The organism is Methylomonas sp. 2F7 (genome assembly GCF_057126975.1).
Window position 1 is genome coordinate 2,288,845 of sequence record NZ_CP195203.1, and the last position, 25,576, is coordinate 2,314,420.

General features: G+C 48.5%; 20 protein-coding genes. 5 read left to right on the forward strand and 15 right to left on the reverse strand.

Features of this window, described 5'->3' with window-relative positions:
- Positions 1 to 158: 158 nt before the first annotated feature.
- Positions 159 to 4,094, reverse strand: coding sequence for a HEAT repeat domain-containing protein (locus ACR64Q_RS10395; protein WP_483823322.1), 3,936 nt, complete (start codon positions 4,092 to 4,094; stop codon positions 159 to 161).
- Between the two features lie 524 nt (positions 4,095 to 4,618).
- Between ACR64Q_RS10395 and ACR64Q_RS10400 the strand changes: the two genes are divergently transcribed.
- A complete protein-coding gene (locus ACR64Q_RS10400) occupies positions 4,619 to 5,095 on the forward strand; it encodes a hypothetical protein (protein ID WP_313734600.1) in 477 nt (158 codons plus the stop codon).
- A 327-nt stretch (positions 5,096 to 5,422) separates the two neighbouring features.
- Complete coding sequence (locus ACR64Q_RS10405) at positions 5,423 to 6,652, forward strand: IS256 family transposase (RefSeq protein WP_026600850.1); 1,230 nt, start codon at positions 5,423 to 5,425, stop codon at positions 6,650 to 6,652.
- A 544-nt stretch (positions 6,653 to 7,196) separates the two neighbouring features.
- Here ACR64Q_RS10405 and truA read toward each other — a convergent pair.
- The 4 genes from truA to cysM are packed head-to-tail and all read right to left on the reverse strand — an operon-like array spanning position 7,197 to position 10,800.
- Positions 7,197 to 8,000 (reverse strand): tRNA pseudouridine(38-40) synthase TruA, encoded by an 804-nt coding sequence (gene truA / locus ACR64Q_RS10410; protein WP_313734602.1) that lies wholly within the window; start codon positions 7,998 to 8,000, stop codon positions 7,197 to 7,199.
- A gap of 12 nt (positions 8,001 to 8,012) precedes the next feature.
- On the reverse strand, positions 8,013 to 8,513 hold the full coding sequence (locus ACR64Q_RS10415) for a L,D-transpeptidase family protein (protein WP_313734603.1): 501 nt from the start codon (positions 8,511 to 8,513) through the stop codon (positions 8,013 to 8,015).
- 16 nt (positions 8,514 to 8,529) lie between these two features.
- Entirely contained in the window at positions 8,530 to 9,852 is a 1,323-nt protein-coding gene (gene rlmD / locus ACR64Q_RS10420) for a 23S rRNA (uracil(1939)-C(5))-methyltransferase RlmD (protein WP_313734604.1), read from the reverse strand.
- 57 nt (positions 9,853 to 9,909) lie between these two features.
- A complete protein-coding gene (gene cysM / locus ACR64Q_RS10425) occupies positions 9,910 to 10,800 on the reverse strand; it encodes a cysteine synthase CysM (RefSeq protein ID WP_313734605.1) in 891 nt (296 codons plus the stop codon).
- A gap of 126 nt (positions 10,801 to 10,926) precedes the next feature.
- Here cysM and ppk1 point away from each other — a divergent pair, with 126 nt between their 5' ends.
- Both ppk1 and dnaQ read left to right on the forward strand, forming a co-directional pair.
- Entirely contained in the window at positions 10,927 to 12,996 is a 2,070-nt protein-coding gene (ppk1, locus tag ACR64Q_RS10430) for a polyphosphate kinase 1 (RefSeq protein WP_313734606.1), read from the forward strand.
- 8 nt (positions 12,997 to 13,004) lie between these two features.
- Positions 13,005 to 13,724 carry a DNA polymerase III subunit epsilon gene (gene dnaQ, locus ACR64Q_RS10435; protein WP_313734607.1) on the forward strand — a complete coding sequence of 240 codons (720 nt, stop codon included), beginning with the start codon at positions 13,005 to 13,007 and terminating at the stop codon, positions 13,722 to 13,724.
- Between the two features lie 28 nt (positions 13,725 to 13,752).
- Here dnaQ and ACR64Q_RS10440 read toward each other — a convergent pair whose 3' ends face one another.
- Positions 13,753 to 17,568, reverse strand: a complete 3,816-nt coding sequence (locus tag ACR64Q_RS10440) for a DUF1631 family protein (RefSeq protein WP_313734608.1) — start codon at positions 17,566 to 17,568, stop codon at positions 13,753 to 13,755.
- A gap of 415 nt (positions 17,569 to 17,983) precedes the next feature.
- Here ACR64Q_RS10440 and ACR64Q_RS10445 point away from each other — a divergent pair, with 415 nt between their 5' ends.
- On the forward strand, positions 17,984 to 18,448 hold the full coding sequence (locus ACR64Q_RS10445) for an EVE domain-containing protein (protein ID WP_313734610.1): 465 nt from the start codon (positions 17,984 to 17,986) through the stop codon (positions 18,446 to 18,448).
- Here the strand turns inward: ACR64Q_RS10445 and ACR64Q_RS10450 are convergent.
- The 9 genes from ACR64Q_RS10450 to aroC all read right to left on the reverse strand — a co-directional run bounded on the left by ACR64Q_RS10450 (position 18,445) and on the right by aroC (position 25,576).
- Complete coding sequence (locus ACR64Q_RS10450) at positions 18,445 to 18,918, reverse strand: GNAT family N-acetyltransferase (protein ID WP_313734612.1); 474 nt, start codon at positions 18,916 to 18,918, stop codon at positions 18,445 to 18,447. The two genes, ACR64Q_RS10445 and ACR64Q_RS10450, sit on opposite strands and share 4 nt — an antisense overlap.
- A 716-nt stretch (positions 18,919 to 19,634) precedes the next feature.
- On the reverse strand, positions 19,635 to 20,225 hold the full coding sequence (locus ACR64Q_RS10455; RefSeq protein ID WP_313734613.1) for a hypothetical protein: 591 nt from the start codon (positions 20,223 to 20,225) through the stop codon (positions 19,635 to 19,637).
- A gap of 78 nt (positions 20,226 to 20,303) precedes the next feature.
- Positions 20,304 to 21,071, reverse strand: coding sequence for a 3-deoxy-manno-octulosonate cytidylyltransferase (kdsB, locus tag ACR64Q_RS10460; RefSeq protein WP_313734615.1), 768 nt, complete (start codon positions 21,069 to 21,071; stop codon positions 20,304 to 20,306).
- The gene (locus ACR64Q_RS10465; protein ID WP_020481243.1) at positions 21,068 to 21,259 is read right to left on the reverse strand and encodes a Trm112 family protein; all 192 of its coding nucleotides are present in this window, start codon (positions 21,257 to 21,259) and stop codon (positions 21,068 to 21,070) included. Before ACR64Q_RS10465 ends, kdsB begins: the two co-directional genes overlap by 4 nt.
- Positions 21,252 to 22,205 carry a tetraacyldisaccharide 4'-kinase gene (gene lpxK / locus ACR64Q_RS10470; RefSeq protein ID WP_409521213.1) on the reverse strand — a complete coding sequence of 318 codons (954 nt, stop codon included), beginning with the start codon at positions 22,203 to 22,205 and terminating at the stop codon, positions 21,252 to 21,254. The genes ACR64Q_RS10465 and lpxK overlap by 8 nt, the downstream gene beginning before the upstream one ends.
- 44 nt (positions 22,206 to 22,249) lie before the next feature.
- A complete protein-coding gene (locus tag ACR64Q_RS10475; protein ID WP_313734618.1) occupies positions 22,250 to 22,684 on the reverse strand; it encodes an ExbD/TolR family protein in 435 nt (144 codons plus the stop codon).
- Complete coding sequence (locus tag ACR64Q_RS10480) at positions 22,684 to 23,298, reverse strand: MotA/TolQ/ExbB proton channel family protein (RefSeq protein WP_020481246.1); 615 nt, start codon at positions 23,296 to 23,298, stop codon at positions 22,684 to 22,686. The genes ACR64Q_RS10475 and ACR64Q_RS10480 overlap by 1 nt, the downstream gene beginning before the upstream one ends.
- 34 nt (positions 23,299 to 23,332) lie before the next feature.
- Positions 23,333 to 24,487 (reverse strand): MFS transporter, encoded by a 1,155-nt coding sequence (locus tag ACR64Q_RS10485; RefSeq protein ID WP_313734621.1) that lies wholly within the window; start codon positions 24,485 to 24,487, stop codon positions 23,333 to 23,335.
- On the reverse strand, positions 24,488 to 25,576 hold the full coding sequence (gene aroC, locus ACR64Q_RS10490; RefSeq protein ID WP_313734622.1) for a chorismate synthase: 1,089 nt from the start codon (positions 25,574 to 25,576) through the stop codon (positions 24,488 to 24,490).

The window sequence follows — 25,576 nt, forward strand, 5'->3', positions numbered from 1 at the left end:
TTTGGTAATACACAGCCGCTAAATGCAAACCATGAGGCGGTGCGGAATACGGGATCAAAGCAAAACCCAACCGGGTTGCACGATATCAATCCGCGCCGGATTCCGAGTCGTCAAATCCCGGATTCCGCTTGCGCTCCATCCAGGCTCCTTGCTGGTTATTACTGTTTCCATTCCAATATCAACGGAATATCAACAGAAATTTCTTCGTAATGTTGGCGAATTTCTTCTGCGCTAAGGTTTAACCGTTTGGCGGCTTTTTCTATCCGCACTTGAGTAATCGCTTCTAAAATATCTAGCCAAGGATCCAAATTATCTAAATCCCTAGACAATAATCTTCTCTTAATACTCTCAGCATAATTTTTCTGAGCTAAAGCACTAACCGCAGTTCGGCGTACCTCACTATCCTCATCTTGCAGACACTGTTTTATCAGCGGGAAAGTTTCTGCTTGGTCTCGATAATGTTCAGTTAAAGCGCTAACCGCAGCGCTGCGTACTTCACTATGTTCAGCTTGCAAACACTGTTTTATCAGCGGGAAAGTTTCTGCTTGGTCTCGATAATGTTCAGTTAAAGCGCTAACCGCAGCGCTGCGTACCTCACTATGTTCAGCTTGCAAACACTGTTTTATCAGCGGGAAAGTTTCTGCTTGGTCTCGATAATGTTCAGTTAAAGCGCTAACCGCAGCGCTGCGTACCTCACTATGTTCAGCTTGCAAACACTGTTTTATCAGCGGGAAAGTTTCTGCTTGGTCTCGATAATGTTTAGCTAAAGCACTAACCGCAGTTCGGCGTACCTCACTATCCTCATCTTGCAAACACTGTTTTATCAGCGGGAAAGTTTCTGCTTGGTCTCGATAATGTTTAGCTAAAGCACTAACCGCAGTTCGGCGTACCTCACTATCCTCATCTTGCAAACACTGTTTTATCAGCGGGAAAGTTTCTGCTTGGTCTCGATAGTGTTCAGTTAAAGTGCTAACCGCAGCGCTGCGTACCTCACTATCCTCATCTTGCAAACACTGTTTTATCAGCGGGAACGTTTCTGCTTGGTCTCGATAATGTTCAGTTAAAGCACTAACCGCAGTTAGACATACCTCACTATCCTCATCTTGCAAACACTGTTTTATCAGCGGGAAAGTTTCTGCTTGGTCTCGATAATGTTCAGTTAAAGCGCTAACCGCAGCTCTGCGTACATCGCTATGTTCAGCTTGCAAACACTGTTTTATCAGCGGGAAAGTTTCTGCTTGGTCTCGATAATGTTCAGCCAAAGCGCTAACCGCAGCTTGGCGTACATCGCTATGTTCAGCTTGCAAACACTGTTTTATCAGCGGGAAAGTTTCTGCTTGGTCTCGATAATGTTCAGCTAAAGCGCTAACCGCAGCTTGGCGTACATCGCTATGTTCAGCTTGCAAACACTGTTTTATCAGCGGGAAAGTTTCTGCTTGGTCTCGATAATGTTCAGTTAAAGCGCTAACCGCAGCTCTACGTACATCTCTATCCTCATCTTGCAAACACTGTTTTATCAGCGGGAAAGTTTCTGGCAAGTCTTGGTAATGTTTAGTTAAAGTCCAGATACAAACATTAGCCATATCAGTCGTTATTTGTTCCTTGAGTAAATTTGCAGTGGACTCTTTAAAACAACGTGCTAAAGCATCAAAAGTCATGTGCCTAATTGATATTTCTTCCTCTTGCGTTAGATTTATTAAATATTGCTCAATTTCAATGTGATTTGACCAAAGCGCAAAAACAATACGCCCAAAACAGTATGAACCAGAAAAACCATTTGTTTGTTTGTTAGGTAATTTGAGCCAGTCTACAAATTCATCTCTTCCAACCCAGTTTTTTCCAATCCTCTCAATAGCAGGCAGGGCATTTTCTTCAAATAATTCTTCAACATTTGGTTCGAATGATTTTCTATTTCTATGATTTCTTTCAAACCATCCACATAAACAAGCTAGTACTTGCTTAGCGGTTTCAGGCGTTTCAAGCAAATCAGCAATTTCAGCCAAGCATTGTATCGCCAGTGTTAATTCTGCACTGTTTTCAAAAGCCTGTTCTCTTTTAGGCAAAATAGACTCAATCAATTTCCCGGCAAATTTGGCATCAACCATGCCACAAATTAAGCGCATAATTTCATGCCACACATCATCCTGATAATGGCCTTTAAACAATTTAATTAACTGCTCTAATGACAACTCCTTTTTCTTTTCAAAGGATTGCACAATATCCAACGCACAGAAATATTCCAAAAACGTGCGATGCACAAAACCATACACACCCACGCCATAAAAACACAAAATAAAATTGCGGGCGCGTAACTGTTCAATAATCGCTTGTCCAATCCGTGCCGAATCAGTCACCGGCAATTGCCAACGCTGGGTTAAATACGCTTCAATTTCCTGCTGTAAATCATCGGCATAAATCGCATTACCTTTTAAGCCGCCATCAGACTTTAACATCCGCACCGCCACGCGGCGCAATAACTCCAATTTATCGGCTTCCCGCATAAAATCAGCCGGCGCGTCATTAATTTTATGTCCCGTTACATCCCAGTGATGGCACAATACCCGTACCGCATGGTCATACAGCAACACTCGCTCACGCGGCAATTCTTGATGCTTGGCAATAATCGCAATAATAGTCAACAACAACGGATTACCCGCCAATTGCGCAATGGCTGGCGAATGGCTGATGGCTTGTTGAATACGCTCAATACGGCTGTTGACTTCATCCGGCTTATCCCTAAACACCAACTTAAACCAGCCATCGGCAAAGGTTTGAATTTGGGTTTTATCCAAATCCTGTAACGTATATTCCTTAAAATCAGCCGAACGTAATGCCAGCCCGTCATAACCAACAATCCGCGAGGTGACTAAAATTCGTGCTCTTTTATAATCATGGGCAAAACCGATAATTTCTTCGGTGATTTTTCCGCGTTTGCTTAAGTCAAAAATCTCATCCAAACCATCAAACATCACTAATGCAGGTTGCGTTTTTAATTGTGTTTGTAATTCTTGATGATTGATAGCATAACCTTCTGACTTGCCTAAATAATGCAAATACTCCAAAAAATTCTCCGCATGTTCGGCTTCCACAGCGGCAATGTAAGCGCGTAACTCAATCAGCAACGGCAAATGGCCTTTTAATGGCGCTAACCAATCTAATGACGGGTTATTCGGAGGCGTTAAACAACTCAGCAATAAAAACCGCGCTAAACTCGACTTACCCGAACCAGGGTCGCCCAACAAAACCAGTTTTTCTTGATGAAAAATATTTAATACCGGCTTGGCAGTTTGCTGCGCCCAATTGAATTCTTTCGATTCAAATGAATCTGGCAAATCTTTATCAACTTCACCTTGGCATTGCAAACGCAACCAAAACTCTTTCGGCAATTCACGCGGTGGCAAGTTTTCGCGCACAGTCTGAGGAATAAAAACGTCTTGCAATAAAATCCTGACATCATCAATGTCATCACGCGCTGGCGGTGTTAATGCAGATAAATCGAGAGTTTTATAACGGGTAGTAAGGCGTTCTTTGTAGCGTTCTAAATCAAAATCCGGCCAATATCCGCGAATAGCTTGCAAGTAATTGGTGCTTTCTTGTGCTAATTGGGCAAGGTATAACTGACGCAATTCTGGCGTGATAACACTTTGTTTTTGCACTCGCCGGACATACAAACGACAAACATCCTCCATGTCAAACTCATCTGGCAATTCTTGCAGCTCCAATTCTTTCCAACGTTGAGCTAAAAAAGAAGCATTTATATGATATTTACTGGTGTCTTCAGTTAAAGGTTTTAACAGCTCTTCGGCAACTTTCTCATCTTTAACAAATTGCTCTAAATCGTCGCTGTAATGGGGAAAAAGTTGTTGTAAGGCGGCTTCTTCATAATCCATACTTTGCAGGCTTTTTAAAACCGACATCAACCATTCTTCGCATAGTCCATCAACACAAAGTTGTAGTTGTTTTTGTTGGCCTTTCTCGGTTAGTTTTTTAGCTAATATTGAAGTAAATAAGCTCCCTCCTATTTTTCCTGCAATACTGGCAAAAGGTTTTAATGCGGTTAGTTCTATCACTTTGATTCCTTCATGGTTTTTCACATAAAAAATTTCGACCTTGCAACCAAAAGCAGGCTTTCAATTCTAACAGCAAGATAGCCCGTAGGGCGTTTTCGCGATACAAAACGCCGGATACATCTTCATGGCGGATTGCTATCGCAACACGTAAGTCGGATGCCGATAGGCGATCCTTCGAATGGAAATAACCCACATACGGGCGGAACCGCCATTGTGTTCCGCCCTACGGACTTTGTTTGCAGGTTGCAGCCTGTAGGATGTGGTAATCAGCGTGCACCGCATCATTCGCGATTGGTGCGGTTCGTAAACTTCCCACACCCTACGCCTGCTTTGGGCTGGACTGTTGATATTGGCACTTTTGTTTCGTCTGGCAACTTTTGGCCGCCTGCCGCCGATTGCAAACCAGAGCTTGGGAATCAGATTCCACCAAAATCACACCGATTCCTAGCAAATAATATCACGCGCTTTTCTAAATCTAGCCTACGCTTTCCTTCTGCGGACTTCACCCCTTTCATCCGCAGCATCAGCCACACCAAAAGGAGATAAACATGAGTCAACATCTGATTTCTTTAAGCCTTTCCGATAATGATCTGACCGACATAGACGCCGCTCTAAAGACCTTGGAAGAACGCTTCGCCGGCTTCCTGGTTTTAACCCCGGAAGAGCGCCGCACCATCCTGAAGATGGGTGATAAAACCGAAGCGTTCTGTCGCCAGACGCTGACGGTGGCCACCCAAAATACGCAAGCCATTCCGCCCGGTCTCGATATGCTTGAAGCGCAAGCCGATCTAGCTACTCTCGATAATCTCCGCCCTCGCCTGCATCGCTTGCGCGATTTATTGAGCAGAGGCGAAGATACCGACATGGCGCTGGGCAGCGATATTTATAGTTTTAGCCTGGATGCTTATGCCTCGTTGAAAATCGCCGGCAAAGGCGCGGGCTTGGAAACGTTACGGCAAGCAATGTCTATCCGATTTAACCGTGGCGCCAAGCCAAAAACTCAAACCACTCATCCTGAGAGCTAAACACGATTAGCAAATTGGCTGGCCGGTGAAGCTTTCTGTCTTTCCGCCTAGCCTTCGCACTCCAGCGAAATTGCAATAAGAATGGCTTGCAAGCCTTTGCACTAAAGCCGCAAGCCTATTAGAGCCAAACGCCATGCTCAAAGCCTTGCCCGCAAGGTAAATTGCTTCGCGGGCAAGGCGTTTTACCAAAACCACTAGCTGAAATGGCTTAAGCGCTAAGTCTAAAGGCCAAAGGGCAAGCCACAACTATGAACGCGCGAGGGTGTAAGAATTTTTGTGTAAACGGCCCTGAGGTAGGAAACTACCGATCCTGACAAGGAGGAAACCATGACCGTATCATCAAAAGCCATACCGGATGACCTACTCGACGCCTTGATGTCGCACTATCAAAAACCCGAGGACCTGATCGGTGCCAATGGTCTGCTGAAGCAGTTGACCAAAGCGATAGTCGAACGGGCCCTGGAAGCGGAAATGACCGCGCACTTGGGCCACGGTAAGCATGAGGCGGTGACCAACGCCAGCAGCAATGCCCGAAACGGCAAAAGCCGGAAAACGCTGAAAGGTGACTTCGGCGACTTGCCTATCGAGATTCCCCGCGACCGTCATGGCGAATTCGAACCGCAGATCATTCCTAAGCATCAACGGCGCTGGACCGGTTTCGACGATAAGATCATTTCGTTATATGCCCGAGGACTGACGGTACGGGAAATCCAAGCCCATTTATTCGAGCTTTACGGCACCGAGGTATCCCCCACCTTGATTTCCTCGGTGACCGACGCGGTACTCGAAGAGGTGGGCGTCTGGCAAAGCCGCCCGCTGGATCCGATTTACCCGATTGTGTACCTCGACTGTCTGCATACCAAAGTGCGCGATAGTGGCAGCGTGCGGGTCAAGGCCGTCTATCTGGCCATCGGTGTCAATCTGGACGGCCACAAAGAAGTGCTGGGGCTGTGGATTGCCCAAAGCGAAGGCGCCAAATTTTGGTTGCAAGTGGTCACCGAGCTCAAGAACCGTGGCGTCAACGACATCTTTATCGCCTGTGTCGATGGTCTGAAGGGATTTCCGGAGGCTATCGAAACCGTGTTTCCCAAAGCGGCCGTTCAACTGTGTATTGTCCACTTGGTCCGTCATAGCCTCAACTATGTCAGCTACAAAAGGCGCCAGTCGGTTGCCGACGACCTCAAGCAGATTTATCGAGCCGCAACGGCGAGGGAAGCCGAGCAAAAGCTGACCGAATTCGAGGCCAACTGGCTGGAGACCTATCCCACGATCGCCCCTATCTGGCGACGAAACTGGGGGCACATCATCCCTTTTTTTGACTATCCGCCCGAGATTCGCAAGGTGATCTACACCACCAATACCATCGAATCGGTGAATCGAAGTCTGAGAAAAATCATGAAAAACCGCGCGGTCTTCCCCAGTGATGACGCCTTGTCCAAACTGCTCTATTTGGCGTTGCGCAATATCAGCCAAAATTGGACCATGCCCGTCTACGATTGGAAAGCCGCTTTGAATCGGTTTAGTATTCAGTTCGAAGATCGCTTCCCTAGCCATTAAACCAAACTACCGTTTACACAAAATTTGGGACACTCCCGAACGCGCAAGTTAACATTACTTGCCTGAATGCCTCATTAGTTTTAGAGCCTTGTAAAATGGCTTGCGCGCCATTCTGCCAAGCATACGGCCGTGGCGAATTGCCAAATCTTTAAAGCAAAAAACTTGCTTAGTTCGGATAAGTGGTTAACTGATGGTGATTTACCCAACCAGTAGCCTGCTATTTGGCACCGGGGGGGTGTGGCAATGCCGTTAAGTTAAGGCTCTTCCCCCCTTTGAAAAAGGGGGATCGAGGGGGATTTATTCCGAAAATCTCCCCTGCACCCCTCTTTTTCAAAGAGGGGAATTAACAACGCCTAAACTTAACTTAACGGCATTGGGGGGTATGGGCCTTGTTGGAGTCGATTCCGGGCATGAATAGGCCTTCGTTCATGGCGATGCGGTTGGGGTGACGCAATCAGGCGCATTGTTCCGCTACGCGGCCGGGCCGAATATTCCCCAACAGCGCAGGGTCTTGAGAACAATAATTTTCCCTGCAAGCTAGCTTTCAATCATAGCGTTTCACGCCGGCCGGTAATTTATCAAATAGCACATTTTTGCTTATGCCATAACATTCAGGATAATACACGGCTGCCAGGTGCAAGCCATGAGGCGGCGCGGTGACTGCCGCTTGCGAGCGGTCTTTAATGGCCAACAACTCGCTGGTCCAAGCGCCGGGCCTTCGCCCCATGCCGATTTCCATCAGTACCCCGGCGATATTTCTCACCATATGATGCAGAAAAGCGTTGGCGCATAAGTCAATGATCACTCGCTGCTCGTCTCGGTAGACATCGATAAAATGCATTAAACGATTGGGACTGACCGACTGACAACTTTGCGCGCGGAACGAGGAAAAATCGTGTTCACCTAGCAGTGCTTGCGCCGCCTGATGCATGGCCTGTTCGTCCAACGACTGGTAACACCAGGTAGCCTGGGTTCTTAACAAGGCCGACTTCATGGGTCGATTCAGAATCACATAGCGATAAGCACGGGCGATGGCGCTGTAACGCGCATGAAAATCACCGAGCGCCAATTGCGCCCACGTGATGCGAATATCGTCGGGCAATTGGCTGTTACCGCCCATCAGCCAAGCATGCATGTCGCGCTCGACCTCACAATCGAAATGTACCACCTGTTCTAAAGCATGCACGCCGGCATCGGTGCGGCCCGCGCAAAGAACAGTAATCGGCTGATTGGCAATTTTACTCAAGGCCTGTTCCAGTTGGCCTTGCACAGTGGCTTTACCGTTTTGCCATTGCCAGCCGGCATAGGCACTGCCGTCGTATTCGATGCCTAAAACGATGCGCGGCATAAAATTAGGTAACTATTCATGAATCCATACCCGGCAACCAACCGCGACGTAGTCGAATAAGGTAATGACGTCGGCGTTAAGCATGCGCAGGCACCCATGCGATTCCGGCTTGCCTTGCATCAGCCCATCCGGGGTGCCGTGAATGTAGATGTAGCGCCAAGTGGAATCGACATCGCCGTAGCGGTTTTTACCTGGTTCCAGGCCGCCCAGCCAGAGAATACGGCTGAGTATCCAGTCGCGTTGCGGATGCTGTAAGCCTAATTCGGGTGTGTAGATTTCCCCGGTGGGCCGGCGGCCGGCAAGGACGCTGTTAATCGGCAGGCCAGCGCCGATTTTGGCGCGGATTTTATGCCAGCCGGTCGGCGTGCAGTAGCTGCCTTTTTTTTCGCCGGGGCCGTTTTTAGCCGTTGAGACCGGATACTCGGCCAGCACGGCGCCGTTGTCTAATAAACGTAGGTGTTGCTCGGTAATTGAAACATCCAGATAGCGAGAGATGCCGGTAAATGCGTTCATTGCCAAGAACCAGGGATCATTTTACAAACAGGGCTATCGATTCGACATGCGCGGTTTGCGGAAACATATCCATCACTCCGGCCTTGACCAGCTTGTAACCCAGCTCGTTGACCAAAATTCCGGCATCGCGTGCCAAAGTGGAGGGATTGCAGGATACGTAAACAATGCGCTCCGGCCGCCAGTGTTTTAAGTTGTGTAACACTTCCGACGCACCGGCCCGAGAAGGGTCCAGCAACACCTTGGTAAATTTTTGCTTGGACCAGGGTTGGTCTTTCAGGTCCTTGGTCAAATCGGCTACATGAAACTCGACATTGTCGAGATTATTCAACTTGGCATTTTCGCGGGCGTGCTTGACCAGCGGCAAGTCGCCTTCCACACCGACGACCTGACCCGCCTGGGTCGCCAGCGGCAAGGTGAAATTGCCCAGTCCGCAAAACAAATCCAGCACCCTGTCGTCCTTGGTCAACTCCAGCGCTGCCAAGGCCCGTGTCACCATTTTTTGATTGATCTGATAATTGACCTGGGTAAACATCGCCGGGCGGAAATTGAACTTAACGCCTTGTTCGGCTAGCGCATAACTCGGAATGACTTCCGGCTCGCCGTCCAAAGGCACGATGGTATCCGGACCTTTCGGCTGCAAACAAATGCTGACCTGATTTTGATGGGCAAATTCGCGCAGCCGCTGTTTATCGGCATCGGTAGGCGGCTCCAGTACCCGAAACGCCAGTACGCATTCCTTATCGCCTATAGCGACTTCGATTTGCGGAATTTTATCTTTCACTGTTAGACCAGCGATCATCTCCCCCAAAGCAACCAGCTTTTCGCCGACGATGGGATTCATCACTTTGCAGCTATCGATTTCCGCTAAAAACGGGTTGCGCCGCTCGCGAAAACCCACCAACACTCTATTCTTTTTTGCCACCCATTTCACGCCCATCCGGGCCTTGCTGCGGTATCCCCAATGCGGCCCGGTTAACGCTTCCCAGATTTGCGGAATTTCAACTTTGCCGATGCGGCGGAACTGATCGCGCAGCAAATCTTCTTTGAAGTTGATCTGTTCGGCGTCATCGACATGTTGAAAACTGCAACCGCCGCAACTGCCGAAATGCGGACAAGCTGGATCGACCCGGTGTTCAGACCGGCTTATCAGATTGACCACTTTGCCTTCCGCATAGTCCTTGCGGCTGTCGGTGTAGACAAATTCCAGGGTTTCGCCAGGCAAGGCTTCATCGATGAACACGACTTTGCCGTTGACGTGGCTGACACCACGGCCATCGTGAGACAAAGATTCTATGGTAACGGTGATGGGGTCTAACGGGAGTTTTTTCTTGTGGGCCATTTGCTCGATTGGGTAGCTTGGGTTAACGTGGTGTAACCCAATATAAAGCTGTGTTGTTTAGGTTGGAAAAATGCCGGTGGATAAATAGCGGTCGCCCCTATCGCAGACTATCGCCACGATCAAGGCATTTTCAACTTGTTGAGACAATTGCAAAGCCGCGTAAACTGCGCCGCCGGACGAAACGCCGGCAAAAATGCCCTCTTCCGCCGCCAAGGCTCGCGTGGTGTTTTCCGCGTTCAGCTGATTGACTTCGATGATGCTATCCACCCTTACCGATTCAAATATTTTGGGTAAATATTCCTTAGGCCAACGGCGAATGCCGGGGATTTTTGAGTCACCTTCCGGCTGCACGCCGACGATTTGAATATCTTGATTTTGCTCTTTCAAATATCTGGAAGTGCCCATAATGGTACCAGTAGTGCCCATAGAGCTGACGAAATGCGTAATTTTGCCGTGCGTGTCGCGCCAGATTTCCGGACCGGTACCTTCGTAATGCGCCAACGGATTGTCGGGGTTGGCGAATTGATCCAGAATCCGCCCCTCGCCGCGCGCTTCCATAGCCCGCGCCAGATCGATAGCACCTTCCATGCTGCCTTTGGCCGGCGTTAGGATGATCTCCGCGCCGTAGGCTTTCATTGACGCGATGCGTTCCGAGCTCATATTGTCCGGCATGATCAAAGTCATTTTATAACCCTTGATCGCCGCCGCCATCGCTAATGCAATGCCGGTATTGCCGCTGGTGGCTTCGATCAGGCGGTCGCCGGGCTTGATCTCGCCGCGCGCTTCGGCATGTTGAATCATACTTAAGGCTGGGCGGTCTTTAACCGAACCAGCCGGATTGTTACCTTCCAGCTTCACCAAAATAGTATTGCCGCCGGCGACCGGCAAGCGTTGCAATCGCACCAATGGCGTATTTCCGACAAAAGATTCTATGGTTGGGAAGTTCATGACTTTAACGTCCGGTTAAGGTTACGGCGGCGATTATAGCAAGTTCCAGACCTCAAGCGCCGCTGTAACCCAAGGCTAAAAAATTTCATTTATAATCGACTGACCCCAATCCAACCAGCAGCCGACATGGAATCAATCGATCTAACTAGTCCCGAGCTTTATATCAACCGCGAACACAGCTTATTGGAGTTCAATTTTCGGGTGCTCGCTCAAGCCCTGGACGAAACGCTGCCCCTATTGGAACGGCTGAATTACTTATGCATTTCTTGTTCCAACCTGGACGAGTTTTACGAAGTACGCGTCGCCAGCTTGATACAAATGGCGGAAATGGATCCTAATCTGGTCAGTTCCGACGGCTTAACCATTAACGAGCAATTCGAAAAAATCTCGATCAAAGCCCACGAACTGGTCGCCGAGCAATACCGGGTACTAAACGAGGTGCTGATCCCCTGCCTGGAGACCGAAAATATTCGTTTCCTGCGGCGTGACCGCTGGAGCCCGGCGCAAAAAGTCTGGTTGGAAAAATATTTCAACGAAGAGCTGCTGCCGATTCTGACCCCGGTCGGACTGGATTCCGCCCATCCTTTCCCTCGCATTCTGAACAAGAGTTTAAATTTCATCATCTCGCTGACCGGCAAGGATGCGTTCGGGCGTAACAGCGGCCGGGCGATTTTGCAGGCGCCGCGTGCCCTGCCCCGTATTGTGCAATTACCTGTCAGCGAGACCGATAGTGGGCCTTACGATTTTGTGTTTCTGTCCTCCATTATTCATGCTTTCGTCAACGAGTTGTTCAACGGCATGATGGTTAAGGGCTGCTATCAATTCCGGGTCACGCGCAACAGCGATTTTTTTGTCGACGACGACGCGATCGACGACTTGATGTTGGCCGTGGAAGGCGAATTGGCTATGCGCAATTACGGCGATGAAGTGCGCCTGGAAATCGACGGCAATTGTCCCGAAGAAACCGTGAATTTCTTGTTGGCGCGTTTTGATTTAAAACCTGACCGACTATTCTTAGCCAACGGTCCGGTCAATCTGAGCCGTATCCAAACTATATTGAACATGGTCGAAAGGCCCGATCTGAAATTTACGCCGTTTAAATCCAGCACGCCGTCAGCGCTAGGTCGCAATAAGGACATTTTTGCCAGTATCCGTAAGCAGGATATTTTGTTACACCATCCGTACGAGTCTTTCTCGCCGGTAGTGGATTTCATTCGTCAAGCCGCTGCGGATCCGGATGTATTAGCCATCAAACAAACCTTGTATCGGACCGGCGTGGACTCGCCTATCGTTGCAGCGTTGATCAAGGCTGCCCGCGCCGGTAAGGAAGTCACGGTGGTCATAGAACTGCGGGCGCGCTTCGATGAAAAAGACAATATCGGTCTGGCCGCGAAACTGCAAGAAGCCGCCGCGCACGTGGTATATGGCGTGGTTGGGTATAAAACCCACGCCAAAATGTGCATGGTCTTGCGCAAGGAAGGCAGCACATTACGTAATTATGTGCATCTGGGCACCGGCAACTACCATCCAAAAACCGCCCGGCTTTATACCGACTATGGGTTGTTTACCTGCGAAAAAGAACTAGGCGAAGACGTGCGCCGGGTATTCATGCAATTGACCAGTTTAGGCAAGGTCAGCAAGCTAAATAAGCTGCTGCAATCGCCGTTCACTTTGCATCACGGCATCATGAAGATGATTGACAGGGAAATCGAGAACGCCAAAAAAGGCAAGCCGGCCAAGATTATCATCAAGGTCAATGCCGTGGTTGAGGAGCAGGCCATACAAGCCCTGTACCGCGCATCGCAAGCCGGCGTGGAAATCAAAATGATCGTGCGCGGGGTTTGCTGTATACGCCCCGGCGTGCCAGGTGTTTCAGAGAATATCGAAGTACGCTCCATCGTCGGCCGCTTCCTGGAACATACCCGCATCTATGCGTTTTGCAACGGCGGCGACTGGGCGGTATACGCATCCAGCGCCGATTTAATGAACCGCAATATGTTCCGCCGCGTCGAGGTCTGTTTCCCTATCGCCGATAAACGTATTGCGGAACGAATTCTAAACGACCTGGATGCGTATCTCAGAGATAACGCCCAAGCCTGGCAACTGCAAAGCGACGGCCAATACCGGCATTTGCGCGCCGGCGATCAACCCATTTATCAAGTGCAAAGCGAATTGCTCAAAGCGTTTTGCGGATAGGATACGCCATGAGTCAACAACCCCGCCAAATCCGCCAAGTGGTGCTGGATACTGAAACCACCGGCATCAACCCCAAGGAAGGCCATAAGATTATCGAAATCGGCTGCGTGGAACTGATTAACCGCCGTTTGACCCGTAATCATTTTCACGTCTATCTGAATCCGGACCGGGAAATCGATGCCGGCGCTATCGAAGTGCATGGCATCACCAACGAGTTTTTAAAAGATAAGCCTCGCTTCGCCAATGTGGTCGAAGACTTTCTGCGTTTTACCCAAGGCGCGGAGCTGATTATTCACAACGCACCGTTTGACGTCGGCTTCTTGAATCACGAATTGGCTCTGTTAGCCGGCGAAAAACGCCGCGTTGAAACCAACAGCACTGTGTTCGACACCCTGGCTTACGCCCGGAAAAAACACCCCGGCGCGCGAAACAGTTTGGATGCGTTATGTAAACGCTACGGCATAGACAACAGTCACCGCGAATTGCATGGCGCTTTACTCGACGCCGAAATCCTCGCGGATGTCTATTTATTGATGACCGGTGGCCAGGCCTCCTTGCTGGATGAAGGCGATCACACCGGCAATGGTAGCGAACAAGCTATCGTGCGACTATCGGCCGACAGAGCGCCATTAAAAATAATTGCTTGTAGTAGTGAGGAAGAACTGGCGCACCAACAGCGCCTGGCAAAAATAGCCAAAGTCAGCGGCAATTGTTTGTGGCAACAGTAATGTGGCTAATTTTTTAGACACCCTGCTTTCAAAACCCCCAGAACTCAGTGTCTTCAAATGAAAAAAGCGGTGCACTCGGTGGTGGTTCTATGACCAACTCGTTAAGCGGCATCGGTTTATGCACGCCGTAGCCTTGTGCAAAATCGACACCTATGGTTTTTAAAACCTCTCTAATTTCAGCGTTTTCAACGTATTCAGCGATGGTTGCCAAGCCCAGAGAATGGGCGATTTCGTTCATGGATTTCACTATCGCAATATCGGCTTTACTATTTAAAATATCTTTAACAAAAGCCCCATCTATTTTCAGGTAATCGATATTTAAATTTTTCAGATACGAGTAGGAAGAGTAACCTGACCCGAAATCATCCAATGAAAACTTACAATTAAACTGTTTGATTGCTTTGATGAAACTATTTGTTAAGTAAAAACTTTCCGCTGCAACTGTCTCCGTGACTTCGAAAGTAAGTTTGTTTGTCGGCACGCTAGTCGAGTCTAATATCCCTTTAAGAAACCCTAAAAACTCTTCGCTATTAATGGATTGGCCGGATAGATTGATAGCGAATCCATCGATATGATCAAAATAATTTCTATTATTCTCAATCCACAACAACACATTGGTAATTACCCATTGATCAATTTCCGGCATACGCTTACAGCGTTCCACGGCGGGTATAAAATGATCGGGCGGAATAATATTATCGTTTTCGTCTTTAATACCCAGCAGAATTTCGTAATGTTGATGGCTAGCACTGGTTTCATCGACAGCGGCAATCATTTGGCAACGTAAAAACAATCTATTCTCGGAAAACACCTTGTCAATATTGCCTATCCATTCGTATATTTTATTTTGACGTTTTAAATTCTCGTCATCGTTCGTAAAAAGCAATACATTATTCGGACCGGAACGCTCCGCCGACATACTGGCAGTATCGGCATTTTGCAACAACTCGTTAACATCGAAATTATTCTGTTCGAACGGCACCAAACCAATACTTACACCGATGGTATAGCTTTTATCTTGCCATTGAAATCGCGATTCGCTGATGACTTTTAACAGTTTTTTGCTTAAATCATAAGCGGTTTGCGCAGTGCAATCTTTTAACAGCACCGCAAACGATTTATCGCCGATTCGCGCGAATAAATCGCAATCGCGCAACTGATCGCCAATTAAATGCGTGAGAGTTTTTAAGAATTGTTTACCGCCATTTACACCGCAAACATTGGTAATGACTCGAAAATCCAACACCTCTATATGACACAGTATATGCCCGGTGCTATCGAGTTTAACTAGCTCTACTTTTAGCTGTTTAATAAACTCGTCTTTGGTGAGCAGGTCGGTTTCCGCATCGTGCGTTGCGTTATAAATCAGCTTGCTATGCATGTTTTGCAACATTTGATTGGTCGCGCGATCCATTAAGGGCACGTCCAGACTTTCGATTCTATTAGCCCCGCCGTTTTCTAAAAGTAATGCTAATTCGCTCTTACTCAGTTCTAACTTAGTTAGTCCATCTCGGTTAACAAAAACGCAAATCGGTAAAACATCCCCTATCCAGACCAGTTTCATCGGCTCAAAACCTTCCGAACCTCTATAAATTATCAGCCATTCTCCTACCTGTAGTTGTGCAACCTGTACCGCCCATTCAGATTCAATAACATCCTTCGTGGATTTCGAGGCCGGAATTCTGATGGTGTCCATCGGTTTCCTAACTTTTGGCACCCCGCTGCCTACCAGCAAAGCAAATAACTCCTCAATAACATTATCGCGTTTGAATAAGTTAGGACAAACCGTGCCTAAATTATCTTCGATAAATTTGAGTGTGGTATGAATGCTGACCGATTGCATATTTAGAAACGAATCCTGTTCGTAAAGCCAAAATAGTAAATCGTCAATAACTTTCAGATAGGAGGCTTTTTCTTCGGGATTAGCTTCCTTATTTAACTCGGCAATCACTAACAGGTCTTGCCATCCCGCCCCAAGCAGCGTGGGAATAATCGATGGCACGGAGCGGCCGGCTATGCGCTTATCGACTTCCTGCTGAATAGTCAGCCTGGCCGCCTCCAATTTTTGTTGGCCTTCGTAGGGCTCTATAATACGTTTGACATTGGTTTCATTGGATTTGGTCAACTGTTTAGCGACGCTTTCCAATTCATGTTCGACTTCCGTGAAGACGTTAGGATTGCTAATGGACTCAGCGGAAATCCGCGCGATGGCCTTTTCTACGGTATTTTTTATATTAGTATTTTTGATTACCCGATTACTTTTAATCGCCGGCTCCAGAACGGCTAGCTGGTTAAGTATCTTGCGGGCAGGATGCGATTCGGAATCCAGAAAATCATTACCTTGCATAGGTAATGACAATAAAGGCAAATGAATACTTTCCAAGTAATCTTTAATGTCTTTAGAAAACTCAAGCTCACCAAACAAGGCATCAAAAAACCTGCCATACAGCTCAAGACGCTGAACATCGTTTGCGGCCAACGATTTTGCCTCCGGATTATCAGCTTGTAATTTATCAGTAAGGCTTTTTTGTAGTGTTGTAGTATCTAAATGAAGACCCGATTTAGCGGCAATATCCTTTTGAATTTTAGCAATCGCAGATAATACTTCCGAAGGGTCAAATACCTGTTGGGCGTTGCTGATCAGCTGACTGCTTTGCTCCTGCCTGGTATCGGTGGATACACCCATTGTTTCACTTAACAGGTTAAGTAATTTGCCTGTAACCTGGCTTAAAGGTTGAATGGCTTTGTGAACGGCAATCGGTTCCGCATCCAAATAATCATTGAAATAAACTTGATGCTTTTCGCTATTTTTAGCATCAAAAGCAGGGCCGCTCTGCTTGCTATGAACCGGCATTTTCAATCGTGCCGATTCAAATTTAGATAAAGTCGCAGCTGCTTGCTTGTAAAAATTAGGTAATTCGATAATTAAGGTTTTTTCGAAGCAATTATAAATCGCCTTTTTTATATTACTCCCCAGCTCTAGCTGTAAGAATATTTCCCTAAAGCTGTCACATAAAACCGCCGGACCAATCGGATTATTGACCGTATTGTCAAATACACCAAACACTCTGCATAATTCTCTAACTAAAAGACTAAGCTCATCGTCAAAATAGTTTTTAAGCTTTCTGATAGCGGCCGACATATTCAACCAGTCTTCAAAGTCGTCTTTTTCTACTAATGAAAGCGAATCATGATATAAAGCATCTGAGTTTTTTTCGCTGTCACTAGAAATATAATCAACCTGATATATAACAGAACAACAAAACTCGCTACTAATAATCTCTCTATTCAGCTTTAGCGTAGTAATTAAATCATCAAAAGCCGACGGACTTGAAAAAAACTCAGAATGCGCGTTCGCAGCTTCCATACAATCGCCGAGCGAGTCAAAAAATCTATCGACTAATGAAGGCAAACTTTCTATTAGAAATTGTTTAAATGTGTTTTTATAATTTTCTTGATTTAAATTATCTGGTGAAGTGTCTAAATTGTCATGCGTTGAGGCCAGCGATCCAACACTTGCTATTTTTCTTAAAGCATTAAACGTGGCGGCGGGCATCTGTTCAGTGACAAGGCCTACTCCCGTCGAGCCGATATGCGTTATTTGTGCATCTACTTCAAAAGCTTTTAGTTCAAACTCTAATTGAATAGAAAAGCGGATTTTTATATTTTTATGCAAAACAATCTGCGGATGAGTTTTATCAAAAACCAGATAAAATCCACCGCTACAAAAATCCAGAATACGGCATTCCAGTGTATCGGTTTGGTCGATTATCAATAAAGCGTTTAGATCAATCGCATACCTGATATAGCGACGTCTTTTGCTTTTTTTAATACTAGCAGACATAAATCAGATGAAATAGTAAAAACTACCGTAGTAATAGACACCGACCGTATTCTTTAAAAAAGGCCGTTGTAAACTCCGTAAATAGACTAATTGAAATTATTTAACGAAGCGGAAATGTATTTATTTAAGCACTATCTATCTAACGACAATACTGGTGTGGATACTATACCACGACAGGCCTGAGTGCTGCCCCGCTGGCTGTCAAGTTTAGACCACTTCGGGCGAATATTTAGCTCACACAAAGCCCGGTTTCAATGGCTACTGGCTATCGCTAGGCTTCAAAACCCCACCCCTATTCAGAGTCCACGACACTGCTGGTGTTTTCGGCCACTGTTTTGCGCGATTTTGCTTGCCGATTGTGTCTGAGTTTGGGATAAATGAAAAAACCTGACAACAAATCCCAAACTGGAAATCTATGAATTACTGGCTGATGAAATCAGAACCCGACACCTTCGGCATTGACGACTTGTTTAACCGACCCGAACAAACCGAGCATTGGGACGGTGTCCGCAACTACCAAGCCCGAAACATGATGCGCGACGACATGAAAATCGGCGATAAGGTGTTTTTTTACCATTCCAACTGCGACGAACCAGGCATCGTCGGCATCATGCAAGTTGTGCGCGAATCTTATCCGGACTTTACCGCGTTTGACCCGGACGACAAGCACTTCGATCCGAAAAGTAATCCGGACAAACCTACCTGGTATATGGTCGATGTAAAGTTTGTCAGAAAGCTATCACGTAATATCAGTCTGCGCGAATTGAAACTGAAAACCGAACTGGCCGATCTGGCTTTGCTTCGCCGCGGGAACCGGCTGTCCATCATGCCGGTGAATGCCGAGCAATGGGACTTTATTCTCGGTTTGGAGAACGCCTAGTCTTCCGAAAGATTTAGCGTCACGCTCATCAGCGTGACGCGGTGACCACGATAATATTCTTCGGCCATCGCAGTCCAGCCAAATTTTGCGTAGAAATTCGCCTGATCCGGTGTAAACAGATAGAGTTTGGCAAAACCGGCGGCCTGAGCTTGCAGCATGACATGTTGTACCAGTTTCGCACCTATACCCTGCCGGCGGTATTCGGGCGCCACGTAAACGCTGGCTAACCATGGCGTCAGTTCGGGACGGGTATCCATGTCGCTTTCAATGATGGCTGCGGAGCCAGCCAGTTGTCCTTCATGTTTGTAAATGAAGGTGCTCGGAACTAATTTATCGCATAAATAAGCTTGCATTCTTTCGATGCGGTGTTCCAGGGTTTGGCCGGGATTGAGATTTGCCCATTCGGCTTGGTGCCATTGGGCTAGGGTGGGGATTTGGTGGGGTTCTTGGGAGAGGTTGATGATGGTCATAATTTGATGTCGCTATCGCGACGGACTGTTTTGAAGTCGGGTCTCGGCCCGACAGCCGAGATACTTTTCGCTACGAAAACCATCCTTGGTTTTCGCCCTTCGGGCCAGCCTATCGGCTGTTCAAATTCGCTCCAAGCGAATTTGTGCTTGTCCAAAGAAAAGTATCCAAAAGAAAGGACACCCGGATTTCGCCCTGATCCTGCGCTTCTCGTTTTTTGCAGGGGTTGGCGAAAGGGCTAATCCTGCAAAAAACTGCGATGCTCGGGGTCGAAACACGGGATCAAAACCGACTCCAAAGATAAAAGTCCCTTCTCCCCCAGGGAGAAGGTTAGGATGAGGGAAACTCAAATAAACGTTGTAATAACCATGTATTCCCTCACCCCAGGCCTCTCCCGTGAGGAGAGGGAGCGTATATACCCCTAATACACAGCGACGGTGTTCCCCCGTATGCCGCACCGAGCACCGGAGCTTTTATCGAGAACAGCCCGAAGGGGCGCCGCAAGGATGCGGCGCGTCGGCGGAGGGGCTGGGAAGCCCCTTCTGCCGACCCTCGATAAAAGCTTCGGCGCGCAGGAAGCAAGCGGCATCCGGGCCGCCTTTTCTTTGGATACTTTCTTTTGGCGGAGCAAAAGAAAGTATCTCGCTTTCGGGTGCGAAAACCCGATTAAATCAAGCGGTCGCGATAGCGACACATTAATTTTCAATCCCTAAAACCGCTACCGCGCTAAATTCGAGACAAACTGTTCATAGTATTTTTGGGCCTCTTCTTCCGGCCCCAACGCTATATCAATTAACATTTGCAAACTCCAAACTGGGCCGGGAATTACTTGCCTCAAATCCAAGTCGTCTGGGTATGCATCTGGATCAATTTCCATTTCGAAATTCTCGAACCACCACATTTCTATCTTTCTTAACAGAGAAACCATTTGATCAAATACGATATTTACATCAAAATCAACGCCTTGTGAAGCGAATTGAAGCATCTCATGAATGAGTGTATTTCGACACCTTTTTATATACTCAAATAATTCAAAATCATTTTGATCAATGGCCTTCATGTTCTGAAGCCATTTTAACGAGGCATATATTGGACTTCTATTTAAGCTAAGTACCTCAGATTTGTATGCAGGACTTAGAATAAGGCCATTTTCATCAAAGCCTTCGACAAAAAAACTTTCAATTTTCTCAACAATGCTACTCTTGAGCATTTCAAAAGCCATGTTAAATATTGAAGCATTGATGATATTTGACTTTAGAGTTACTGGATTCAGAACTCTTTCCCAAGAAGCTTTAACCTTTTCATCCATAGTTTGTAAAGAACAAACATAACAATTGAATATGGGGCATGAAAATACCCACTTGCACCTATATAGCTATTGACTGAACTAGAGCTGCCTCAGTCGCCTAGAAACCCTCACCAAATCCTCCTCCGTATCCACCCCCGCCTCGGGCGTCCGATCAACAATCTTCACCAACACCCGCTCCCCATGCCAAAGAATCCGAAGCTGCTCCAAAGACTCAACACCCTCTAACGGCGACGCAGCCCAACTGCAATAACGATTCAAAAACCCAACCGTATAAGCATACATACCAATATGCCTGAGATGCGGCAAACCAGATGAAGCTGGATCGTGCTTATTAGGAAACGTCGCCCGATTCCAAGGAATCGCCGCCCGGCTGAAATATAAGGCATAGCCATCTTTATCCAAGACCACCTTCACCGCATTCGGATTGAAGATTTCCTCCACATCCAAAATTTTCGCAGCCAAGGTAGCAATGCCAGCTTGGTCTTGACCCGCCAGCGCCAGAGCAGCATCGCGAATATAAGCCGGTGGAATCAACGGTTCATCGCCTTGCAGATTGACCACGATTTGCTCGTCGGCCCAGCCCATAATCCGGGCCACTTCGGCAATCCGTTCGGTGCCGGACTGGTGATTGGGATCAGTCATGACCGCCAGCAAACCTAAATCGCCGACCGCGTCGAAGATACGTTGATCGTCGGTCGCCACCACCACTTGCTCGGCATCGGCTTCCAATGCGCGCTCGCAGACATGGACGATCATCGGCTTGCCGGCGATGTCCAGCATGGGTTTACCCGGCAAGCGGGTAGAACCGTAGCGAGCCGGAATGACGACTTTAAAACCGGCGCTCATTTACGTAGAGCGTCCGATTCTTCGAAACTCAGTTCGCGGGCTTCGTCTTCCAGCATCACCGGAATATCGTCGCGGATTGGGAAGGCTAAATTGTCGGCTTTGCAAATCAACTCCTGCTTGTCTTTGTCGTAAATCAGGGAGCTTTTGCACAGCGGGCAGGCCAGAATCTCGAGCAGTTTTTTATCCATGAGCTTTGTCTTTAAGTAGTTTTAAAAGTTGTTGGGAAAATGCCTCGGGCAGTTCGGCATCGATAGGTAAATACCAGTACTGGTCGGTAGCGAAGCGGGCGCATTTCACCGCGTCCTTTTCGGTCATAAGTACCGGGCGCGGCTCTTTAAATTGCAAGTCTTCGGCAGTAAACGGGTGATGATCCGGCAAGGCGTGGGTTTGACAATTCAGACCGGCGGCGGCCAATTGCGCAAAGAAGCGGGCCGGGTTACCTATCGCAGCGACTGCGTGACACGCCACACCCTTGAATTCGCCAAGCGGTTTTCGTTCGCCGGTTTGCAAATTAATTAATTGCTGGCCTTTGCAATGCATCGGCATTTCACCTTCCAACAATTCGTCCGGGCCGTTGACGACCACCAGATCGACCTGTTTGACGCGTTCCTGCGGCTCGCGTAACGGGCCAACCGGCAGACAATAACCATTACCGAAACGACGCTGACCGTCGATCACGACGATCTCGATGTCGCGTTCCAGCGCATAGTGCTGTAAACCGTCATCGGAGATCAGCACATCGCACGCATTGCTAGACAACAATTGCCGGCCCGCCGCGACCCGGTCCGCCCCTACCACAATCGGGCAAGCGCAACGTTTGGCTAACAACACCGCTTCGTCACCCACTTGAGCCGGATCGCTGATCGCGGTCACGGCTTGCGGGCTGGTGCTGGCCGCACCGGCATAACCGCGACTGATCACACCGGTTTTGTAGCCATGTTGTTTCAAAAACTCGACCATCCAGATCACCAACGGCGTTTTGCCGGTACCGCCGACGGTGATATTGCCAACGATAATCACCGGCACCGGCAGTCTGGTCTTTTTCAGTACGCCAATGCGATACAAAAAGCGCCGCAAACGGATGGCATCGACATAGAGCATGGACCACGGCATCAGCCAGGCGGAGATATACATCTCCTTGTACCAGGCGTCCTCAAACCATTTGATCAATTTTTTGTTCACGGTTTTTCCGGTCTGTTGATAGCGAAAGTAATGTGGTGAAAGCCCAATTGATTTGCTACATCCAAGGCGCTGACTACGGCTTGATGCGGGGCCTTGCCGTCGGCGCTGATGATGAACGGCAACAGTCTGGACTCACCGGCGGTTTGTGCTAAAGCCGCTTTCAAACCCTCCAGATTTTGATTCACCAGCTCATGAAATTGATTGTCGTCGCCGGCCAAGGCGTAGGTGCCTTTCACGTCAACGTATAAATTGATGCTCTTACCCTGCTCAGTGGCATCGCTGCCTTGGGCTTCCGGCAAGTTGATCTTCAATTCGGAATGATGGCGAAAAGTGGTGGCCACCATGAAGAAAAACAGTAAAACCAGCAACACGTCTATCATCGGGATTAAACCGATATCTACCTGCGTGCGGCGTTTGCGGCGGAATTGCATTAAATATCCTCGCGCGCGCCTTGCATGATGTCGATCAGGCGCAGCGACTCTTCTTCCATGCGCACTACGTGATCGTCCACCAGTCGTTCGAAATAACGGTGAAAAAACAGGCTGGGAATCGCCACGGTTAAGCCCGAGGCGGTACAAATCAAGGCTTCGGAAATACCGCCGCTCAACACCGCCGGATCGCCCATGCCGCCAATCGCAATGTCGGAAAACACCCGGATAATGCCGTCCACGGTACCCAGCAATCCGAGTAAGGGCGTAATCGAAGCGATGCTGCCTAGCGCGTTTAAATAACGCTCCAGTTCGTGAGTCACCTGCCGACCTACTTCTTCGATACTGGATTTCATGATTTCCCGGCCATGTTTGCGATTCAGCAAGCCGGCTGCCAGAATTCTGCCTAAAGGCGAGCTGAGTTTGATGCGCCGAATGGTCGGTTCGTCTAGCTTCTTGTCCCGATGCAATTGCCAGATGTACGGCACCAAATCGACGGGAATGATGCGTTTGCGCTGCAAAGACCAAAAGCGTTCGCCGATAATCGCCATAGCCACGATGGAACACAAGATGATCGGCGCCATCATCCAGCCGCCGTTTTTGATTACTTCAAACACGTTGTCTATCCCTCTTTCATGAAACTGATCAATTTTAACCCAATCCGGGGCGAGATTGCCGGGCAACGCCGATATAGGTAATCAGCAAGGCCACGCAACAGACCAAGGCGGCGATGATATAAACCAAGCGCCCACCCAGCATATCCCAGAAATAGCCGCTGTACAGACTGCCTATCATCCCGCCCAAGCCAAAACTGATACTGCTGTACAGTGCCTGGCCTTTGCTTTGATGGCGTTCGCCGAAATAGTGATACAGCAATTGCATCGCCACCACATGCGCGACACCGAAGGTAGCCGCATGCAGAATTTGCGCGCAGATGGTCAATGCCAGCGAATCCACCCCTTCGGCGATTAACAGCCAACGCAGTACGCTCAGCAATACCGAGGCAAGCAACAATGTGCGCGGCGAGAGCCATTTCAACAACTGGCGCATCGCCATGAACAGCAATACCTCTGCCGCTACGCCGCTGGCCCACAACAGACCGGTTTCGGTGGCCGAATAGCCGTGTTGTTTCAGGTAAACCGAATAAAACACGTAATAAGGACCGTGCGCGACTTGCAACAGCATGTAAACCAACAAAAATGCCAGCAGCTCCGGTTTCATTAAAATCTGCCGAATCCCGCCCGTTTCGGTATGGGTTAGACGCGGCTTCGCTTCCGGCGTAATCAGCGCCATCAACCAATTCAACAGCATCAAGCTACCGATAATCCACGGCAAATAGGCAATGCTAAACTGATCCAGAAACCGACCGATGCCCAATACCGCGGCAATAAAGCCGATAGACCCCCACAGCCGGATTTGGCTATAACGCTGCGGTTCGGCTTGTAGATGAAACAAGGTCGCGGCTTCGAACTGCGGCAAGGTGGCGTTCCAGAAAAAACTGAAAATCACTGTCACCGCCGCAAACCATAGGTAATCGCTACGGTATAAAAATCCGGCAAAACACAGTACGGACAGCAAAGAGGTGATGCGAATCAGGCGTAAATTACGGCCGGTTTTGTCGGCCAACCAACCCCAGTAGTTCGGTGCGATGATCTTGGTAGCCACCAAAAACGCAGTCAGTTCGCCGATTTCGGTAGCGGCGAAGCCGACTTGCTTTAGGTATAAACTCCAAAACGGCAGGAACGCACCCAGCGTGGCGAAATAGCAAAAGTAAAAGCCGGATAAGCGCCAGTAAGGTACGCTCATTCAGCGCAGAATCGGCAATCCTGAATTTACATGCAGGTTTTGCGCGCGATGCCGTAACAGATGATCCATCAATACGATAGCCACCATCGCTTCGGCAATCGGCGTGGCGCGGATGCCGACGCAAGGATCGTGGCGGCCTTCGGTGACCACTTCAATCACTTCACCTTTGCTGTTGATGCTACGGCCCGGCAAACGTAGGCTGGAGGTGGGCTTCAAGGCAATCCGGGCCACGATGTCCTGGCCACTGGAAATCCCACCTATAATGCCGCCGGCATGGTTGCTTAAAAAGCCTTCCGGGGTGATTTCGTCACGAAATTTCGTGCCTTTGGTATCGATACACTCAAAACCGTCGCCAATCTCCACACCTTTTACCGCGTTGATGCTCATCAAAGCATAAGCCAGTTCGGCATCCAGCCGATCAAAAATCGGTTCGCCGAGTCCGGGCGGGACGTTGCTGGCAATTACTTCGATCTTCGCGCCGATGGATTCGCCTTCCTTACGCAAGGCGTCCATGTATTTTTCCATTTCTTCAACTTTACCGGCATCCGGGCAGAAGAAAGGATTATTGGGAATTTCGTTCCAGTCGAATGCGTCGATTTTGATCGGACCCAGTTGCGACAAGTAGCCGCGCACCAGGACGCCATGTTCTTGGAATAGATATTTCTTGGCAATCGCGCCAGCGGCCACGCGCATCGCGGTTTCTCGCGCCGACGAGCGACCGCCGCCGCGATAATCTCTAAACCCGTATTTATGCTGGTAGGTGTAATCGGCATGACCAGGCCGGAAGCTCTCGGCAATTTTCGAATAATCCTTGGAGCGCTGGTCGGTGTTTTCGATCATCAGCCCAATCGGGCAACCGGTGGTTTTACCTTCGAACACGCCGGATAGAATTTTCACTTCATCGGCTTCCCGGCGTTGCGTGGTGTGTCTGGAAGTTCCGGGTTTACGCCGGTCCAGATCGATTTGCAAATCGGCTTCGGACAACTCCAGTCCGGGAGGGCAACCATCGACAATAGCCAATAAGGCCGGGCCGTGGCTTTCGCCGGAGGTGGTGACGGTAAATAATTTTCCTATGCTGTTTCCGGACAT

Bases quoted from the DNA above. Each gene is read 5' to 3' on its own strand.
- ACR64Q_RS10400 (WP_313734600.1), top strand. From the start codon at position 4,619: ATGAGTCAACATCTGATTTCTTTAAGCCTTTCCGATAATGATCTGACC.
- ACR64Q_RS10405 (WP_026600850.1), top strand. From the start codon at position 5,423: ATGACCGTATCATCAAAAGCCATACCGGATGACCTACTCGACGCCTTG.
- truA (WP_313734602.1), bottom strand. From the start codon at position 8,000: ATGCCGCGCATCGTTTTAGGCATCGAATACGACGGCAGTGCCTATGCC.
- ACR64Q_RS10415 (WP_313734603.1), bottom strand. From the start codon at position 8,513: ATGAACGCATTTACCGGCATCTCTCGCTATCTGGATGTTTCAATTACC.
- rlmD (WP_313734604.1), bottom strand. From the start codon at position 9,852: ATGGCCCACAAGAAAAAACTCCCGTTAGACCCCATCACCGTTACCATA.
- cysM (WP_313734605.1), bottom strand. From the start codon at position 10,800: ATGAACTTCCCAACCATAGAATCTTTTGTCGGAAATACGCCATTGGTG.
- ppk1 (WP_313734606.1), top strand. From the start codon at position 10,927: ATGGAATCAATCGATCTAACTAGTCCCGAGCTTTATATCAACCGCGAA.
- dnaQ (WP_313734607.1), top strand. From the start codon at position 13,005: ATGAGTCAACAACCCCGCCAAATCCGCCAAGTGGTGCTGGATACTGAA.
- ACR64Q_RS10440 (WP_313734608.1), bottom strand. From the start codon at position 17,568: ATGTCTGCTAGTATTAAAAAAAGCAAAAGACGTCGCTATATCAGGTAT.
- ACR64Q_RS10445 (WP_313734610.1), top strand. From the start codon at position 17,984: ATGAATTACTGGCTGATGAAATCAGAACCCGACACCTTCGGCATTGAC.
- ACR64Q_RS10450 (WP_313734612.1), bottom strand. From the start codon at position 18,918: ATGACCATCATCAACCTCTCCCAAGAACCCCACCAAATCCCCACCCTA.
- ACR64Q_RS10455 (WP_313734613.1), bottom strand. From the start codon at position 20,225: ATGGATGAAAAGGTTAAAGCTTCTTGGGAAAGAGTTCTGAATCCAGTA.
- kdsB (WP_313734615.1), bottom strand. From the start codon at position 21,071: ATGAGCGCCGGTTTTAAAGTCGTCATTCCGGCTCGCTACGGTTCTACC.
- ACR64Q_RS10465 (WP_020481243.1), bottom strand. From the start codon at position 21,259: ATGGATAAAAAACTGCTCGAGATTCTGGCCTGCCCGCTGTGCAAAAGC.
- lpxK (WP_409521213.1), bottom strand. From the start codon at position 22,205: ATGTATATCTCCGCCTGGCTGATGCCGTGGTCCATGCTCTATGTCGAT.
- ACR64Q_RS10475 (WP_313734618.1), bottom strand. From the start codon at position 22,684: ATGCAATTCCGCCGCAAACGCCGCACGCAGGTAGATATCGGTTTAATC.
- ACR64Q_RS10485 (WP_313734621.1), bottom strand. From the start codon at position 24,487: ATGAGCGTACCTTACTGGCGCTTATCCGGCTTTTACTTTTGCTATTTC.
- aroC (WP_313734622.1), bottom strand. From the start codon at position 25,576: ATGTCCGGAAACAGCATAGGAAAATTATTTACCGTCACCACCTCCGGC.